Source organism: Zobellia roscoffensis, assembly GCF_015330165.1.
GTDB lineage: Bacteria > Bacteroidota > Bacteroidia > Flavobacteriales > Flavobacteriaceae > Zobellia > Zobellia roscoffensis.
In genome coordinates, this window is the sequence record NZ_JADDXT010000002.1 from 3,804,285 (window position 1) to 3,822,330 (window position 18,046).

General features: G+C 36.5%; 12 protein-coding genes and 1 pseudogene. 10 read left to right on the forward strand and 3 right to left on the reverse strand.

Going from position 1 to position 18,046, the window contains the following annotated elements:
* Together IWC72_RS15260 and IWC72_RS15265 are read right to left on the reverse strand one after the other, a co-directional pair.
* Complete coding sequence (locus IWC72_RS15260) at window positions 1–528, reverse strand: KdsC family phosphatase (RefSeq protein ID WP_194527046.1); 528 nt, start codon at window positions 526–528, stop codon at window positions 1–3.
* The gene (locus IWC72_RS15265; protein ID WP_194527047.1) at window positions 512–1,276 is read right to left on the reverse strand and encodes a Rossmann-like and DUF2520 domain-containing protein; all 765 of its coding nucleotides are present in this window, start codon (window positions 1,274–1,276) and stop codon (window positions 512–514) included. Before IWC72_RS15265 ends, IWC72_RS15260 begins: the two co-directional genes overlap by 17 nt.
* A gap of 295 nt (window positions 1,277–1,571) precedes the next feature.
* On the opposite strand from IWC72_RS15265, the gene ccsA reads away from it, so the two are divergent.
* Window positions 1,572–4,751, forward strand: a complete 3,180-nt coding sequence (ccsA, locus tag IWC72_RS15270) for a cytochrome c biogenesis protein (RefSeq protein WP_394370099.1) — start codon at window positions 1,572–1,574, stop codon at window positions 4,749–4,751.
* 26 nt (window positions 4,752–4,777) lie between these two features.
* On the opposite strand, the gene IWC72_RS15275 is transcribed toward ccsA, so the two are convergent.
* Window positions 4,778–5,365: an RNA polymerase sigma factor gene (locus IWC72_RS15275; RefSeq protein ID WP_194527048.1), complete on the reverse strand. Its 588-nt coding sequence runs from the start codon at window positions 5,363–5,365 to the stop codon at window positions 4,778–4,780.
* A gap of 119 nt (window positions 5,366–5,484) precedes the next feature.
* On the opposite strand from IWC72_RS15275, the gene IWC72_RS15280 reads away from it, so the two are divergent.
* From IWC72_RS15280 to IWC72_RS15320, 9 genes and pseudogenes are all read left to right on the forward strand, one after another.
* Window positions 5,485–6,636, forward strand: coding sequence for a FecR family protein (locus IWC72_RS15280; protein WP_194530372.1), 1,152 nt, complete (start codon window positions 5,485–5,487; stop codon window positions 6,634–6,636).
* A gap of 162 nt (window positions 6,637–6,798) precedes the next feature.
* Window positions 6,799–10,128 carry a TonB-dependent receptor gene (locus IWC72_RS15285; RefSeq protein ID WP_226979586.1) on the forward strand — a complete coding sequence of 1,110 codons (3,330 nt, stop codon included), beginning with the start codon at window positions 6,799–6,801 and terminating at the stop codon, window positions 10,126–10,128.
* A 16-nt stretch (window positions 10,129–10,144) separates the two neighbouring features.
* Window positions 10,145–11,650: a RagB/SusD family nutrient uptake outer membrane protein gene (locus IWC72_RS15290; RefSeq protein WP_194530374.1), complete on the forward strand. Its 1,506-nt coding sequence runs from the start codon at window positions 10,145–10,147 to the stop codon at window positions 11,648–11,650.
* Between the two features lie 45 nt (window positions 11,651–11,695).
* Window positions 11,696–13,237: a sulfatase family protein gene (locus tag IWC72_RS15295; RefSeq protein ID WP_194530375.1), complete on the forward strand. Its 1,542-nt coding sequence runs from the start codon at window positions 11,696–11,698 to the stop codon at window positions 13,235–13,237.
* Between the two features lie 66 nt (window positions 13,238–13,303).
* Window positions 13,304–14,878 (forward strand): sulfatase family protein, encoded by a 1,575-nt coding sequence (locus tag IWC72_RS15300; protein WP_226979588.1) that lies wholly within the window; start codon window positions 13,304–13,306, stop codon window positions 14,876–14,878.
* 401 nt (window positions 14,879–15,279) lie between these two features.
* Window positions 15,280–15,468, forward strand: a complete 189-nt coding sequence (locus IWC72_RS20470) for a hypothetical protein (RefSeq protein ID WP_394370066.1) — start codon at window positions 15,280–15,282, stop codon at window positions 15,466–15,468.
* 111 nt (window positions 15,469–15,579) lie between these two features.
* A pseudogene (locus IWC72_RS15310) lies at window positions 15,580–15,960 on the forward strand (sulfatase/phosphatase domain-containing protein); the annotation flags it as partial.
* 181 nt (window positions 15,961–16,141) lie between these two features.
* The gene (locus tag IWC72_RS15315; protein WP_194530377.1) at window positions 16,142–16,711 is read left to right on the forward strand and encodes an RNA polymerase sigma-70 factor; all 570 of its coding nucleotides are present in this window, start codon (window positions 16,142–16,144) and stop codon (window positions 16,709–16,711) included.
* A 200-nt stretch (window positions 16,712–16,911) separates the two neighbouring features.
* On the forward strand, window positions 16,912–18,045 hold the full coding sequence (locus tag IWC72_RS15320) for a FecR family protein (RefSeq protein ID WP_194530378.1): 1,134 nt from the start codon (window positions 16,912–16,914) through the stop codon (window positions 18,043–18,045).
* The last annotated feature ends 1 nt before the right edge of the window (window position 18,046 follow it).

An 18,046-nucleotide genomic window follows, 5' to 3' on the forward strand; every position in this document is an offset into this window, starting at 1 on the left:
TTAATCATTTGCAGCACTGAAGTTACTCATCCAATCTCCGTTAACCTTTAAAACCTGCTCGATAACATCCCGTACACAACCTTCTCCTCCATTTTTGTGAGAAACATACATAGATGTTGCTTTTACTTCAGGAACGGCGTTTTGGGGGCACGTAGGCAAGGCTACCGTTTTCATTGGTGGGATGTCTGGAATGTCATCTCCCATGTACAGCATTGTGCTAGGGGCAATATTGTTGTTCGCCATGTATTCATTTAGCGCATCCATTTTTTGATGTGCTCCAAGATAAATGTCGGTAACACCAAGTTCTTGCAATCGCTTTCGAACTCCTTCGTTGGTGCCTCCGGAAATAATGCAAATTTTATAGCCTTTTTGTAAAGCCGTTTTAACTGCATAACCATCTTTTACGCTCATTGTTCTAAGCATTTCTCCCTCAGAGGTAATAATTAGTGTGCTGTCAGTAAAAACGCCGTCGACATCAAAAACAAAAGTGTTAATATTTTTAAGGTACTCTTTATAGCTCTTTTCCATAAGTTAATTGTATTGAGTTGCTTAGCTGCTCATAAATGGCTTTGTACTCAGGATTTTTTAATTGTTCTAAGTGGTTAGATATAGTGTTGAAATCTCCTCGTTTTCCGGGGCCGGTTTGTGCTTCGTAAGGAGTTAGGGATTCAATCTTTTTTGCTGTTTCTTGTATAAGAGGACTCAGAATTTCAAAAGGGATAGTGTTCTCTTTGCAAATTTCAGAACCAATATGATATAGGTGATTCGTAAAATTATTTACAAATACAGCAGCAAGGTGAAGGCTTTTTCTTTGTTTAGAATCTATCTCATAAATATTTTTAGAAATAAGGCTTGCTAGCTTTTTTAATAAGTTAAGGTCTTCTTTCGTATTCGCTTCCAAACAGATTGGAATATTATTGAAATCTATAGCTTTTGATTTGCTAAATGATTGTAATGGGTAAAAAACACCATGCCTCCCATGTTTGGAAAGTTGACTCATAGAGGTGCTTCCTGAGGTGTGAACAAGCAACCCGTTATTAATCTTAACTTCCTCTGATATAGATTGTATTGCGTCATCACTTAAAGCGATAATATATATATCAGAAGATTTTAGGTTCGAGAAATCTGATGTGGTTTTTTCCTCTGGTCCAAAAGCAAGAAGCGCTTTTTTATTTCGGCCTACAACTTGTACCACTTCAATTTCATCTGACTTTGAAAAAGTCTTGAAAAGATGAGTAGCAATATTGCCAGTGCCTAAAATGCTTACCTTGATCATAGGGCGAAAATAAGCATATATTTAGGTTTGGCATTTTCTACAAATAAAAAATAATACTGATTTTGCAAATTTGGTAAATGAAACAATTGGTTCTGAGAATATTGAGGTTTTCCTCATTTGTACAAATCAGACACAAAGTTGTACAATTCTTAAAAGGGAGATGTTTTTAAAGTTGATTTCAGAAAAAATTCACTTATAATTAACAGTTTTGCGAAGACTTTAGGGGCGTTCCTTCACCTCTAAATAATAAAAAGGGCGTATTTTTGCCTGCTGAAAACCAATTTAGCTGCTGCTGATGAACATGCTCAAGAAATTCTTTTTCTCCACAAGATTGATGTCCGTTCTTTTTATAGTATTCGCCGTTGCCATGGGGCTGGGTACGTTTATTGAAAGTAAGTACAGTACGGAAACAGCAAGAATTTGGATTTATAATACGTTGTGGTTTGAGGCTATTATGGTGTTTTTTGTTATCAATTTTATTGGTAATATGTTCAGATATCGCCTTTTAAGGTGGGAAAAATGGGCCGTATTAACACTTCACCTTTCATGGATATTTATAATAGTTGGCGCCTTTGTTACAAGGTATATCAGTTATGAAGGTATGATGCCAATCCGAGAGGGTAAATCAGAAAAAGTATTCTATTCAGATAAAACATATTTAACAGCTTACGTTGACGGCGAAATTAACGGTGAAGCCAAAAGAAAGACATTACAAGAAGATTTAATTGTTACGGCAGAAGACATAAAGTCCAATTTGCCTTGGAAATCTGATTTTAACGGGCAGTCTTTTTCTATTACTTATGTAGATTTTATTGATGGGGCAAAAGAAGGGATGATTCCTGATGAAAACGGAAAAACCTATTTAAAGATAGTTGAAGCAGGTGATGGGGAGCGTCATGAGCATTTTTTAGAAAGTGGTAAAGTTTCAAGCATTCACAATGTGCTTTTTTCTTTGAACAATGAAACGGATGGGGCTATTAATATTTTTGAGAAAGACGGTGCATATAAAATAAAAACCCCTTTTGAGGGTAGTTTTATGAGAATGGCAGACCAGTTTCAAGGGCAGGTCGTTAAGGATAGCTTGCAAGAATTTCAATTGCGGTCCTTGTATTCTACAGCAGGTATGCAATTCGTTATTCCGGAGCCGGTAGTAACCGGTTCTTATGGAATAGTAAAAGTGCCAAAAGAAGAAATTACCGATGCAACTATGGATGCTTTGGTGGTTGAAATCTCAGCAAATGGCGAAACCGTTCAACAAAAATTGTTGGGAGGAAGAGGGGTTGCTGATTTTTCGGATAAGGTAACCGTAGGCGGTCTAGATTTTAGTTTGAGTTATGGTTCCAAGGTTTATGAACTTCCTTTTAGTATTAAATTGAATGATTTTATAGCAGAGAAATACCCGGGTACAGAGCAAGGATATAAATCTTTTATGAGTAAGGTTACCGTGGAAGATGAACGCCCGTTTGATTATAAAATCTTTATGAACAATATTTTGGATCATAGAGGGTATCGTTTCTTTCAGTCTAGTTTCCACCCAGATGAAAAAGGTACCGTTCTGTCCGTGAACCATGATCAGTGGGGTACGCGCATTACATATTTGGGGTACTATTTACTTTACATTGGTTTAATGGGTATTATGTTTTTTGGAAAAACAAGGTTTAAAGATTTAGCGGTTTCTCTGGAGAAGTTAAAAAGCAAAAAAGCAAAACTGACCACGGTTCTGGTTTTGGGAATGTTGTTGAATGTAAATGCTCAGGAACATTCAGCAGATGATGGTCATGATCATAGTAGCACCACACCTACTCAATCTCAAATAGACTCCCTTTTGCAAACTACAATTGTTTCTGAGGAGCATGCGGAGAAGTTTGGGAAACTTGTAATTCAGGATGAAGGTGGCCGTATGAAGCCTATCCATACGTTTTCATCAGAGTTGTTAAGAAAACTAAGCTTAAAGGATGTGTATAAGGATATGAATGCCGATCAGGTGTTTTTATCCATGATGTTGAGTCCGGCAGCGTGGTACAATGCAAAATTCTTGGCTGTTGATAAAAAGGGAAAGAACGATAGTATACGACACGTAATAGGCGTTCCGGAAGGACAGAAATTTGCTAAGGCCACCGACTTCTTTGATGCTGAAGGCAATTATAAATTACAACCTTTTTTAGCAAAGGCAACTTCAACCAATATTCCCAATCAGTTTGATACGGATCTAAAGGATGCCAATATTCGTTTAAGTCTATTAGATCAGGCTTTAAGTGGGCGTATCATTAAAATTTTCCCATTGTTGAATGACGAAAACAACAAATGGATATCGGCTATAGAATATAGAGGAGGACAGTATCAGGTTTCGGATTCACTTTACGCCAACTTTATAAAGAATTCTGTTCCCTATTATCTAATGACTTTACGTAAAGCAAAGGAAACAGGAGACTACACTAATGCCGATAAATTGTTGGATGCTTTTAAGCAAAACCAATTGAATCATGGTAAAGAAGTACTTCCTTCTGAAGCTAAAATCAATACGGAGGTCATCTATAATAAGCTGGATATTTTCAACACATTGTATCGCCTTTATGCTGTAGTAGGGGTGGTAATGTTCTTTATTTTGGTATTCCAGATTTTTAAAGATCGTTCTATTTGGCGGGTTTCCGTGTACGCCTTAAAGGGTACTATTTTTATTCTGTTCCTATGGCATACGGCAGGTCTTATTTTACGTTGGTATATTTCAGGACATGCCCCTTGGACAAATGCCTATGAGAGTATTCTTTACGTTTCCTGGGCAACCATGGGAATGGGACTCTTGTTTGCTAGAAAAAGTAATATAACCATTGCAGCCTCGGCTTTTGTTGCGAGTATGTTGCTTACCATTGCGCATTGGAACTGGGTAGATCCTGCTATTTCTAATTTGGTACCGGTGCTTGATAGTTATTGGCTTATGGTTCATGTTGCCGTAATCGTTGCAAGTTATGGGCCGTTATCCGTAGCTATGATTCTTGGTTTGGTTTCTTTGTTGCTTATGATTTTTACCAACAAGAAGAACAAAGCCAAAATGGACCTGAATATTAAAGAGCTGACTATTATCAATGAACTATCTATGACTGTAGGGCTTGTTATGCTCACCATTGGAAACTTCTTGGGAGGGCAATGGGCAAACGAAAGTTGGGGTAGATATTGGGGTTGGGATCCTAAAGAAACTTGGGCATTGATATCCATAATGGTGTATGCCTTTGTCCTTCACATACGTCTCGTACCCGCTTTACGAAGTAAATGGGCATTCAATTTTCTAAGTGTTATAGCTTTTGGAAGTATTATGATGACCTATTTTGGAGTGAATTATTACTTGGTAGGTCTACATAGTTACGGACAAAGTGGTGCAGCTGCAATTACTCCAGATTATGTTTGGTATATAGCTTTAGGAGCATTGATTCTTGGTATCATAAGTTACTGGAGGTATAGGGTTAATTATGTGAAGTAGGGAATAATATTTTTTTTGTAGCGGTTCTATTTTAGACCATTTTCTCGGGGGAATAAAATAAATAGCATACTTCTGTAATCCGTGCCCAATTTTTTTCTTAAGACAGAAAAAGCTTTGGTAATTTGAGCTTCAACTGTTTTTATGGAAACATTTAGGTGGTGGGCTATTTCTAAATTCGTTAAGCCCTCGTTTCTACTGAGTAAAAAAACCTCTCTACATTTTGGAGGTAATTTTTGTATTTCTTTTTTTATCTTGGAAATCACTTTTTCCAATGATACATCATCGTGGGCAGCAGTAGCTCTATCCAAAGCATTAAAATATTTCTGCTCAAGAACCATGGTTGAACGCTTTTTCTTGTATTGGTTAATAAATTCGTTATGAACAGATTTAAAAAGATAGTTTTGTAAAGAAGCGGTAATACTTATTTTTTTTCGTTGTTCCCAAGTTCTTAAGAATACATTTTGGAGTATATCTTCCGCTAAAGCATGGTTATTGGTCAAACTAAGTGCATACCCATATAGTCTTTTATTGTAATGATCAACCAAATAGATAAAGGCATCTTCTTCACCTTTTTTTAATCGGCCTATTAAAAAGAGATCCTCTTTACTACTCATAAAAATAAGGTTAGATTATAAATTAAAACTGTAATAATTACAAATATGAAAAAAAAATTGCAAAATTATTAGGGTATTGTGAATTGGCTTTGTCATTACTAATAGAGATAAGCTAAATTATGATTCTTCCAGAAACGGAAAACCGTATTTTAAAATATTTAACCAATGAAGCAAGTGCTGATGATTTAGACTTTTTGTCTGATTGGGTGCTTGTTGAAGAAAACGAACTGCTCTTTGAAGCATATGTAAAAGTATATTTTGAAACAATGGTGGCTATGAATGAACCTGATACGGATAAAATAAAGAAGAAGCTTTTAGAAGAAATCAAACGAGAAAAAAGGACAGTATTTAGTCCGGTAGTTTTGAAATTCATGAAATATGCCGCTGTGGCCGTATTGTTTTTATCGTTGGGATATTTATATCAAAATGATTTTTTTAATAAAAAGAGTGATGATATACTTGTTCCAAATGAAGAACAAATTACCATTACAATGGGTAATGGGAAAATTGAAGTTTTAGATCCAAGTAGAAAAGGAAAAGTAAAGGATGTAAATGGTAATGTAGTAGGTAATCAAGAAGAATCAAAATTGACTTATATAGGAAATTCGTCTTCTGAAAAATTGGTTTACAATACTTTAAATGTCCCTTATGGGAAGAGGTTTGATTTGGTTTTGTCAGATGGAACTCATGTGTTTTTAAATTCAGGAACCTCTTTGCGTTACCCAGTTACATTTAGAGAGAATATGAATCGAGCGGTTTTCTTAAAAGGAGAGGCGTATTTTGATGTTACTAAAGATAAAGATCATCCTTTTATAGTCCATGCAGATCAAATGGAGGTTAAAGTATTGGGGACAAAATTCAATGTGTCTCACTATGCAGAGGATTCGAGTATCAATACCGTACTTGTAGAGGGTGCGGTAGAATTATATGCTAATGAGGGCGAAAACGAAGGAGTCGTGGTTCTTGAACCGGGGTTTAAAGCCGAATTAAATAAAAACAGCTCTCAGATTTCTTTAGAAAAAGTAAATACTAGAGTTTATACTGCTTGGACTCAAGGAAAACTCATTTTTAGAAACAGTTCTTTTCGTCAGATACGGCAAGCATTGGAAAGGAAATATAATATTTCTATACAAAACAATAATAGTGGGCTGGATGAGCAATTGTTCGATGCTACTTTTGATATTGAATCTATTGAAGAAATACTGGAGTCTTTTAGTAAAAGTTATGCTATAACCTATAAAATAATTGACAATGAAGTAATCATAGAGTAAAAACCAAAGATCATAGGGCATAAAAAATCGGAAAATGCGGACACATTCCCCGATTAGCTTGAAAGGTCCAAATTAAATTAAACCAATTAACACTGTAAAATTATGAAAAAACTCTTTAACTCAAGGGGTGTGCGTCTATGCACTTTAAAATTAAGCTTGAAGATGAAACTTACCGTACTTTTTACGATAATCTCCTTGTTTCAAATACAAGCTAATACCTATTCCCAGACAAAAAAAATATCATTGAACATGCCTGATGCCACGGTGCAGGAGGTTATTCAAGAGATAGAAGAGCTTAGCGATTTTAAATTCTTGTTCAACAGAAAACATGTAGATGTCAATAAATCAGTGTCTATAAAAGTTGAGAAAAAATTAATATCTACAATTTTAGATGAGCTTTTTGATGGAACAAACGTTAAGTTCGAGATTTTAAAGAAGCAGATTATCTTAAAAAAGACCAAGATACCTATACAGGATATTAATTATTCTCCGAAGATTGGACAGGTGTTAAAGACCCTAGATCAATTTACAGTTTCGGGAATGGTTACTGATCAAGAAGGAAGTCCATTGCCGGGGGCAAATATTATAGAAAAAGGTACTACAAACGGGATCACAGCAGATTTTGATGGAAATTTTTCCATAGAAGTTTCGGATATCAATGCCACGCTTGTAGTCTCCTATATTGGTTTCTCTACTAAAGAAGTTGCCCTAGAGGGTCAAACCGAAATAACGGTTCAGTTAGCGGAGAGTGCCGCAGGATTAGACGAAGTTGTTGTTGTTGGATATGGTGTTCAGAAAAAATCTGACATTACTGGAGCAGTTTCAAATATCTCCGAAGAAAAATTACAAAGTAGGCCAGCGGCAAATTTCTCTGATGCCTTGCAAGGGAGGAGTAGTGGTGTTCAAATTAGACAATCTGGAGGTGATCTTGATGGCAAATTTCAGATTGCTATTAGAGGTGTTGGTTCTGTTACGGGTAGTAACGATCCATTAATAGTTGTTGATGGTGTGCCGCTGATTAGTGCAAGTTTTTCTACAATCAACCCTAAAGATATTGCTTCTATAGATATCTTAAAGGATGCTTCTGCAACTGCCATCTACGGAGCTAGAGCTGCCAATGGTGTAGTGATTATTACTACAAAAAAAGGAAAAATTGGAAAACCTCAATTGACATATAGTTCAGATTTAAGTGTTGAAAATATTATAAACAGTTACGATGTTATGTCAACAGAACAGCAGCGTTTACTTTTTGTTGAGGCATTTAAAAATTCCAATAGAAGTACAGCGGTCTATGATGACCCAAGCAATCCTATTTGGCAAACAGATACGGATTGGCAGGATTTAGGAACCCGAACTGGAATACGTCAAATACATAATATTAATTACTCGGGAGGTACGGAAAACACCCAATACTCAGCTTCGGCCTCGTATCAGAATAGAACAGGAACTATTTTAAATACTGATATCAAAACCTATTCCCTGAGAACCAATTTAAGTACTAAGGTTAATGATTGGCTTAAAATAAGCACGAATATTACCGGTAGTTATCAACCTGAGAATTATTCCAATGGTGATGACTGGGGAGCCACTGGTTACAGAGGATTGGCATACCATCACAGTTATACGGAAGCATATGATGCAAATGGTGAATTAACAAATATTGAAACATCTTCGGCACCATATTTTGGGGCTAACGCTAATCCTCTGGTTTCATTGCTTTTGCCGACACAAGAACGGAATACCACAAGGATATTAGGTAATTTTCAAGCCAATGTAAAACTGATGGACGGTTTATTTTTCAATACAAATTTGGGTGGAGATTTGGTAAGAATTGAAGAGTATAGCTACAATCCTATTTATCAAATAGGATTGATGATTAATAATCAAGGTTCGGTAACTGTAAGTAATAATAATGATACCAATTGGGTGGCTGATGCCACTCTGGATTATTCAAAGGATTTTAATAAGCACAGCCTAAAATTATTGGCTGGTATTTCAGCCCAACAGTTTTTGTTAAGAAGAACTGCGGCATCGGGAACCGGAACTATAGACAATTCGTTAAACCAACTCTCCAACCAAACTAGCTTTAATAGTACAGGTAGTAGTGTAAGAGGAGGTCTAGCCTCATCTTTTGCGCGTTTAAATTACGGGTATGATAATAAATACCTTTTAACGGCAACGGTTCGTAGAGATGGTTCTTCTCGTTTTGGCCCGGATAAAAGGTATGGGACTTTCCCTTCTGCTTCTGTAGCTTGGAGAGTATCACAAGAAAACTTTTTAAAAAACAGCACCGTTTTAAACGACTTAAAATTTAGAGTGAGCTACGGTCTTACCGGAAACCAAAACATTGGAAACTTTGAATTTATTACTAAGGCAGCGCCTACACCTTATGTGTATGGAAATACCGTAGCGGTTGGTAACTCTGCGTCCAACATTGGTAACCCTTCATTACAATGGGAAGCCAATAAGCAATTAGATATTGGAGTTGACTTTGCATTTTTTAAAAGTAGAATTAGCGGTACAATAGATTACTATGATAAAAAATCTGAAGACCTTTTAATTCAAAATCCAATTCCATTAACGGCAGGCGTTCCCAATGCACCTATCGTAAATATTGGCTCCGTTCGTAATTCAGGACTTGAATTTTCATTTTCATCAAGAAATTTGGTGGGTAAATTCACGTGGACCACAGATTTTAACATCGCGTATAATAAAAACGAGGTATTGGATATTGGAACGAACTCTGCCGGAGAACCTTTAGAAATTCCGGGTCAGAATATTCCTTTGTCCAATATTCCATCTAACTTAACTGTAGCCGGTAGACCAGTAGGCGCATTTAACATGTATGTCTATGATGGTGTATGGCAATTAGGGGAGGAAGCCGAAGCTGCAGCTTGGTCTAATGCCGTTCCTGGAGATCCTAGGTATAAGGATATTAATGAGAATGGTGTTTTAGATGCGGGAGATAGAACTTTTGTGGGAAATCCACATCCAAAGCTTATTGGCGGTATAGACAATACGTTTTCGTATAACAATTTGTCCTTGTCCATTTTTATGAATTATGCAACAGGTAATAAATTGTATAATTCTGCAAGAAACCTATTTTCAAGAGGGGTTCCTTTTGTGCAGAATTTTTCAGAAGCCTCTGATTTTTGGACTCCGGATAATCCGTCTGAAGTTCCTAGGCCTTCTCAAGGAGGTAATACAACAACTTTGGCAACCTTGGTTTCTACACGCTTTTTGGAAGATGCTAGTTTTTTAAGAGTGAAAAATGTAGCGCTAACCTATGACTTACCGAGTAAGATTTTTGATAATTCGTTCATACAAAGTGCTCAATTTACTGTTTCAGGAACTAATCTTTTGACCTTTACCAAGTATACGGGTCTTGATCCTGAGTCTTCAAGCAGGACAAGTTTACTGTCCGCAGGTATAGATTATACGCCTTACCCAAATACAAGGCAATATAATTTAGGAGTTAAAATCAGTTTTTAAATTAAATAGGGATAAGATGAAAAATTATATAAAATATATAGGTTTAGTATTAATTGGGGTAGCGTGTTTTAGCTGTAGTAAAATCTTGGACCCAGAACCAGAGGGTCAGGTCGCGTTAGAAGAACTTTTAGCCACGGAAGAAGGTCTAATAACTGGAGTTAATGGTGTTTATGCACCTTTGCAACCCATTTTTCAAAATACAATGGTTCAATTAGCGGGTCGTTCAAGTGATGATAGTTGGACATGGCGAAAGGAGACGGAATCAGATATTTTTAATATTGATGAGTCATTTGGATTGATTCAATCCACCTGGGAGAACCATTATCAAGGTATTACAAGAGCGAATACAGTTTTATCACGAATGACTTTAATAGAAGAGTTTTCAAGTGATGAAATGAAGTCTATAATTGAAGGGCAATGCAAGTTTATGCGTGGTTTTTATTACTTCCATTTAGTTCGCTTTTATGGAGGAGTGCCTTTAATACTGGAGGAGATTAAATCGCCTTCAGAAGCAGAATTGCCAAGAGCTTCTATTGAGGAAGTATATGCCCAAATAAAGTTAGACTTGAACGGGGCTATTACATTATTGCCAGAATCTTATTCCGGCGGTGCAGGAAGAGAAGTAGGACAGGCCACAAAATACGCGGCTATGGTTCTACTGGCAAAAGTAAACTTAGAACTGGAAGAATGGGAGGCTGCTGTAGAAAATACTACGGATATCATTGGAAAGGGTCGTTTGTTAGAAAACTATGCCGATAATTTCAATGGGTCTAGCGAGAACGGACCAGGCTCAATTTTTGAAGTACAGTATGGAGGTGAAACTGCTGCCACGACAACAACGTTAAGAAATACATTTGCACCAGAGGCTTTCCAAGGGGGAGCGGCATCTTTGCCAACAGATGACCAACTAAATGGGGAAGGTGGAAGTTTATCCTCGGGGTACGGTATTGTACAGGAATATGAGACAGGTGACAAAAGATTTGAAATAACGTTAGCAGATTATAATCTTGATAATTTTCTGTTTCCTGACCAACCAAAAGGCAGCCTTAAATTTGTAAATAAGTATTTGAATAATATAGACCAACCACCGAGTCAAAGTACTTGGAACTATCCTGTAATAAGATATGCCGATGTGTTATTAATGCGAGCCGAAGCATTGAATGAGGTAGCTTATGCTGCTAATGGAGAGGCTTTTGACCTTCTAAATGAAGTTAGGCTTAATGCTGGTCTTCCAGGTCATGATGCCACTACGCTTGCTTCTCAGGAAGAATTTAGATTAGCATTAAGGAAAGAGCGAAGAATAGAGTTGGCATTTGAAACCAAACGTTATTTTGATATGAATAGATGGGGGATATTGGAAGATCGTATTCAGTTTCAAATGGATATCAAGGGAGAGTTAACATTCCCAGCACAACGATTAATATCTCACCCAATCACGGGGAAACCATATTTTTTATATCCTATTCCACTAGTTGAGTTTTCAAACAATGCCAATATTCAGGAACAAAATCCAGGGTACTAGTAGGGTATATGCTAAACTTGGCTCGTAATATAAAACTTTTAAAGTATGAATTCTAAGCTAACCTATTTGGGAGTTAAGAGAGTGCGCATAGCGATATGGATATCGTTTATTACGGCATCTTGTGTTTCGCAAGTATCAAAATCTATAGACTTATCTAATCCAGAATATCTAAAACCTAACATTGTCTATATTTTGGCAGATGACATGGGGTACGGAGATTTGTCGTCGCTAAATCCAAAGTCGGGCATTCAAACGCCTAATATGGATAAAATAGTTGAAGAGGGAATGTATTTTACGGATGCCCATTCTAATTCAGCAGTTTGTACCCCGACCCGTTACGGTATTCTAACAGGGCGGTATGCTTGGCGAAGTCGTTTAAAAGAAGGGGTGCTATGGGGATATGATCCGCCTCTTATTGAGGATAACCGTACAACCGTTGCTTCATTTTTGAGTGATAATGGTTACCGAACGGCTTGTATTGGAAAATGGCACTTGGGCTTAGGCTGGCATGCTAAAGACACTGCAAAACCTATTGCAAAATATGAATGGGACAAGGTCTTTAAGGAAGGGGCGGATAGTAATGTTGATTTTAGCAAGCAAGTAAATGGCCCGAATACATTAGGTTTTGATTATTCTTATATTATTCCCTCTTCATTGGATATGACACCTTACTTGTATCTCGAGAATGAAAAGGCAACTGAATTGCCTACAGCTTACACATCAGGGAAAAGTGCGGATAAGGATGGTAGAGGTGTCTTTTGGCGTGCTGGAGAAGTTGCTCCAAATTTTAATTTTCATAATGTACTTGAGCATCTAACGGATAAGACCACAGACTATATAAAAAAGCAGAAGAATTCAAAAAAGCCGTTCTTTATTTATTTTCCATTAACCGCACCCCATACGCCGTGGTTGCCTACGGAAGCAGTAAACGGGAAATCCAATGCTGGCCGTTATGGTGATTTTGTAACCTTGGTAGATAATACCGTTGGTAAAGTACTTCAAGCTTTGGAGAAGTCAGGTCAGGCAGAAAACACTTTAATTATTGTTACTTCGGATAATGGTTCCAACTGGACCGAAGATGATAAAAAAGAATTTGAGCATCGTGCGAATTATATCTATCGCGGGCAGAAGGCTGATATTTATGAAGGAGGTCACCGGATTCCTTTTATAGCTAGGTGGCCCGGAACAATAGAAGCAGGGAGTGTTTCTAATCAAGTAATGTGTACGACAGATTTACTGGCTACTTTATCCGGTATTATAGGGAAAGAATTACCTAACAACTCGGGCGAGGACAGTTATAATATGCTGCCAGCTCTTACTGGAAATGCTAAAGAACAAATTCGTGATTATACGGTACATCATTCTCTAAATGGCTTTTTTGCCATTCGCAAAGGTCCATGGAAATTTACAACATTACTTGGTTCCGGAGGGTTTAGTAAGCCAGATTTGATTGAACCAGAAAAAGGAAATCCTAATGCTACTTTATTCAATTTAGAAGAGGACCCAAAGGAGATTCAGAATGTTTATGATGAAAATCCAGAAGTAGTCAAAGAGCTTTTAGTACTTCTTGAGGGTGCAAAAAAGTAAGTATTAAACGAGAGAGAAGTGTAGAGTATAGAATGCCACTTTATTAGAATATTATATACTTAAGAAATGAAAAAAGTACTAAAACGTTCAGTCGTTTGTTTTTTTATGGTTTTAATTGCTTCATGTGGAAACAACAAAGAAGTAAAAAAGGAAGTAACCATCAGTGAGGTATCTAAACCAAATATCGTAATAATTTATGCCGATGATATGGGTTATGGTGATTTGAACATTCAAAATCCAGATTCTAAAATACCAACGCCTAATCTAGATAAGTTAGCTTCCGAAGGGATGCGCTTTACGGATGCCCATAGTTCTTCTGGCATTTGCTCTCCTAGCCGTTATGCCCTGTTAACGGGTAAGTATCATTGGAGAAAGCAGCATGGTATAGTGCAATCATTTGGGGAGCCCTTTTTTAATGACACAGATATAACACTACCCCAAGTATTGCAAACATCCGGTTATACCACGGCCTGTATAGGAAAATGGCATTTGGGATGGGATTGGGAACTTAATAATGAACCTTCCGGAGAAACTATCCGTAATGGAAAATCAATAAAATTCTACCAGTCAAAAGATATAGATTGGAACAAACCTATAAATGGAGGTCCCTTAGACCGTGGGTTTGATTATTATTATGGAGACGGAACAATTAATTTTCCTCCATATACTTGGGTAGAAAATGAGAAGGTAATAACGGCGCCAACCGTGAATCAGGATATAGAGAATGGTAGTCACGTTACTAAAGAAGGGAATTGGGAATTTCGCCCAGGCCCTATGGTAGATGGTTGGGACCCTTATAAAGTTTTACCAACGCTTACGGAAAAGGCTGTGGAGTATGTAAACAAGCAATCAGAAGACAAACCCTTTTTTCTATACTTAGCGCTGCCTTCTCCACATGCACCTATTATTCCTAATGATGAGTTTATAGGAAAATCAGAAGCGGGTGGTTACGGAGATTTTATGGTCCAAACAGATTGGGTAGCAGGCCAAGTATTAAAGGCTTTAAAGGCAAAAGGTCTTGAAGAAAACACTATTGTTATTTTTAGTGCAGATAATGGTCCAGAGAAATATGCTTTCGCTAGAGCTGAGAAATATGGACACTTTAGCATGGGTAATTTACGAGGCCTAAAACGTGATGTTTGGGAAGGAGGCCACCATGTTCCTTTTGTTGTTAAATGGCCAGGAAAAATAGAAAAGGGCTCGATTTCTAATGAGGTAATTTCTCAAGTAGATATTATGGCAACTTTAGCCACATTAACTAAGAGCGACTTACCAAAAACTGCGGCACCGGACAGTTATAATTTACTTCCTGTATTTCTAGGGGAAGAATATACTTCACCTTTGAGAGAGGCAACAGTACACAATACTTTTGAAGATAAATGGGGACTTAGACAAGGAAAATGGCTTTACATAAATGCGCCCTCTGGAGAACATAGTAAAATGCCAGATTCATTTAAAAAACTTCGGGGGTATTCTGATTTTAAAACAGAGGGTTTATTATATGATATGGAGAATGACCCTGAACAACGCAAAAATTTATATGCAGAACATCCTGATAAAATTAAAAACATGGCTCTATTACTAGAAAAGTATAAGGAGCAGGGCTATTCTGTAGACCATTCTGAGGTAATTATAAATTAAGACATAAGTATACGATAAACGTTGGAGTGTATGCAAAACTTTGATAAGAAAGTACTAGAAAATAAGATTAAAGAAAGGCGTCTTCTTTTTTATAATCAGGATTTTGAATTTTCAGTGTAGTACAGCACAAAAAGCTCGAGGAGATGAAAGCAATAGACCCAACTTTATTCTAATAAAGGCATTTAGGTTATGATTCAGAGTTCAACCCAACTTTACAGGGTTTTGTAAGTGGTAACGTAGATTACCATGCTCACATAGACCAAAAAGGGTATTTTGATTGGTGGGATGCCAAAGAACTTAAAAACGATAACGGATACACCACTGATTTAATTAAGGAGTGCAGAGTAGATTTTATAAAAAGGAATAGTGAAGGACGAAGGGGTGAGTTTTTCTTTCCGTATTTGCCTCATGAGGCTCCGCATTATCCGTATCAAAGAAGGGTAGATAAGGCTGTCCGTACAATTGGAAGCAAGAAGACAATATCAATTTCTGCGGACAGTATTCCTAGCGTTTATAAGGAAATGGTTGAAGTTATGGATGAAGGTATTGGCCGCATTATGCAAACCCTTAAAGAAACAGGTTTGGATTAGAACACAGTTGTAATATTCTGTTCTGATAATGGCGCATTAAAAGGGGCTAAAGGAGAAGTATATGAAGGAGGGCATCGCGTTCCTGCTATAGCTTAGAGCCCTTCAAGGTTTAAAGCAGGAGTGGCTACCAATCAAACTGTATTAACAATGGATTTTCTTCCTACTTTTCTTGATTTTATAGGTAAGAAGCCTGAAGATAAAAATTTGGATGGGATTAGTATTAAAGAGTTACTGTTGAATAATAAAGCACTGCCACAACGTTATTTATTTTGGAGCTACAGTAATAGAAATGCAGTTCGTAGTGCTAACTGGAAAATGGTATCTATTAAAGATGGAGATAAAGAAAGTATGGAGTTATATGATATAGCAAATGATGTTAATGAAAAAAATAACCTAGCCGTTCAAAACCCAGAAGTGGTGAAAAATATGAAAGAAAAACTTCTTAATTGGAAAGTAGAAGTTGAGTACGGTGTAGAGATTATTTCCAATTGATATGATTTTGTCCACGCAGAAAAATGTTGAGTAGTTAGATAGTTGAGTAGAAAAGGAGCCGTTATTAAACGGCTCTTTTTTGTTAGAATACAACTTGTTTGTTTAAAAACAAGTGTTCTTTTTGTTGTTATTGTAATATTCGGTCTATTTTTTATAGATTTAGCATATTGATTGCTGTACGATGAAGATGATAACAGAAGATTCAGAGTTCTTAAAGGGTGTGAAAGAAGATGACAATTCTTCTTTCAAGGCTATTTATGAGAAATATTCTAGAGATCTGTTTGTCTACGCTTACAACATAATCAAGGAAAAGACTGTATGTGAAGATATCATCCAAGAGGTTTTTATATCTCTTTGGGCCAAAAGGAAAACAACTACTATAACTTCTTTAAAACCGTATCTCTTTCAAGCGGTAAAATTTCAAATATTCAATCATTTTAGAAACAATAAATTTTCTAGGGAAGATTTAACTCGTTTAAACATTATAGATGTTTCAATGAATGTTTCGCAGAAATTGGAATATTCAGAGCTTGATCAGATTATTAGAGACCATGTAGCTAAACTGCCTAAACGGTGCAGGCATATATTTGTTTTGAGTCGCTATCATCATAAATCTAACAAGGAAATTGCTGATGAGCTGGAGATATCTGTACAGGCCGTAAAAAATCAAATTTCAAAAGCACTGGCTTTTCTACGAAATAATCTTCAATTAGAAGAAGTTGCTTTTATTTCACTGATTCTTCTTCAATAAGTTCTATTTCATCTAGTAACAGTTGTGAAAATCAAATGTTTAGTTCGTTTTTTCAGTGTAGTGTATTAGATTAAGGAATAAGAATATTATAATTTTTTCGCTTTTATTTTATCGATATTAAAAAATAATGGACTCCTAACGTGTACCATCACATTAATTTGGGTACTTAGTAGTGATATCGTTTTTTAATTGTGGTATAAATGGACGAAAAAAAAGCAAAAAAACTCTTCAAGAAATACTTGAATCAAACATGTTCCAAGGAAGAAAAGGAGCTGTTGGAACGATTTCTGGAATCATATCAAGGAGAGGATGTCCAAATGTCGAATTTTAGATTTGATAATGAGGTAAAGCAAGAAGTCTGGCAAAAAATTTCAGAAAAGACCGAGATACCTAAATCTAAGAAAACCAATTTTAATCGATTTTTATTAAAGTATGCAGCACTTTTTTTGGGCTTAATAGGTTTAGCCGTTGCGTTCAATTATTTCAGTAGTAATACAACTGAGAAACCAACTTTGGTTATTGAAGATAAAGCTATTGTTCTTAAGACAGGTGACAACCAAACAAAGAAAATTATAGTTGGAGGCGGGGAATCTATTACTGATGCGGACGGAAATGTTTTAGCATCGCAATCTAATGACCAAATGGTCTATCATGGTAAGTCTACTACTGAGCTGGTATACAATGAAATTATTATTCCTAAAGGGAAGACTTTTGAACTTAAACTTTCTGATGGTACACTGGTGCATCTAAACGCAGATACGTCTTTAAAATACCCGGTAAGTTTTGTAGAAGGAAAAGACCGGAAAGTGTTTTTAAAAGGTGAGGCCTATTTTGAAGTAGCCAAAGACCCCAAACATAAATTTACTGTTGTGGCAAAAGATATGGATGTTAAGGTTTTAGGAACCCATTTTAATGTGAGTAGCTACGCAAAAGAAGAGACCTATGCTGTTCTTGTAGAAGGTAGTGTTGCGATAAGTGAAAGAAATTTAGAAGATACTACAGGAGAGGTCAGTATTCTTGAGCCTGGACAAAAGGCATCCTTATCTAAAGGAGATATTTCAATAAGTGATGTTGATGTGAACGATTATTTAAACTGGCGCCAAGGCGATTTGGTTTTTAATAACGAGCCGTTCAGAGACATTATTAAGAAGATTGAACGCCGGTATGGGGTTGAAATTGAAAATAGCTATACGGAACTAGAATCGGTTCGCTTTAGAGGGGCTTTTCAAAATGAAACTATTGAAGATTTATTGGACACTTTTAAAGAGAGTGCAGAGTTCGATTACGAGATAACTAATAATCAAATACTAATTAAAAAACCAACCAAAGAATGAT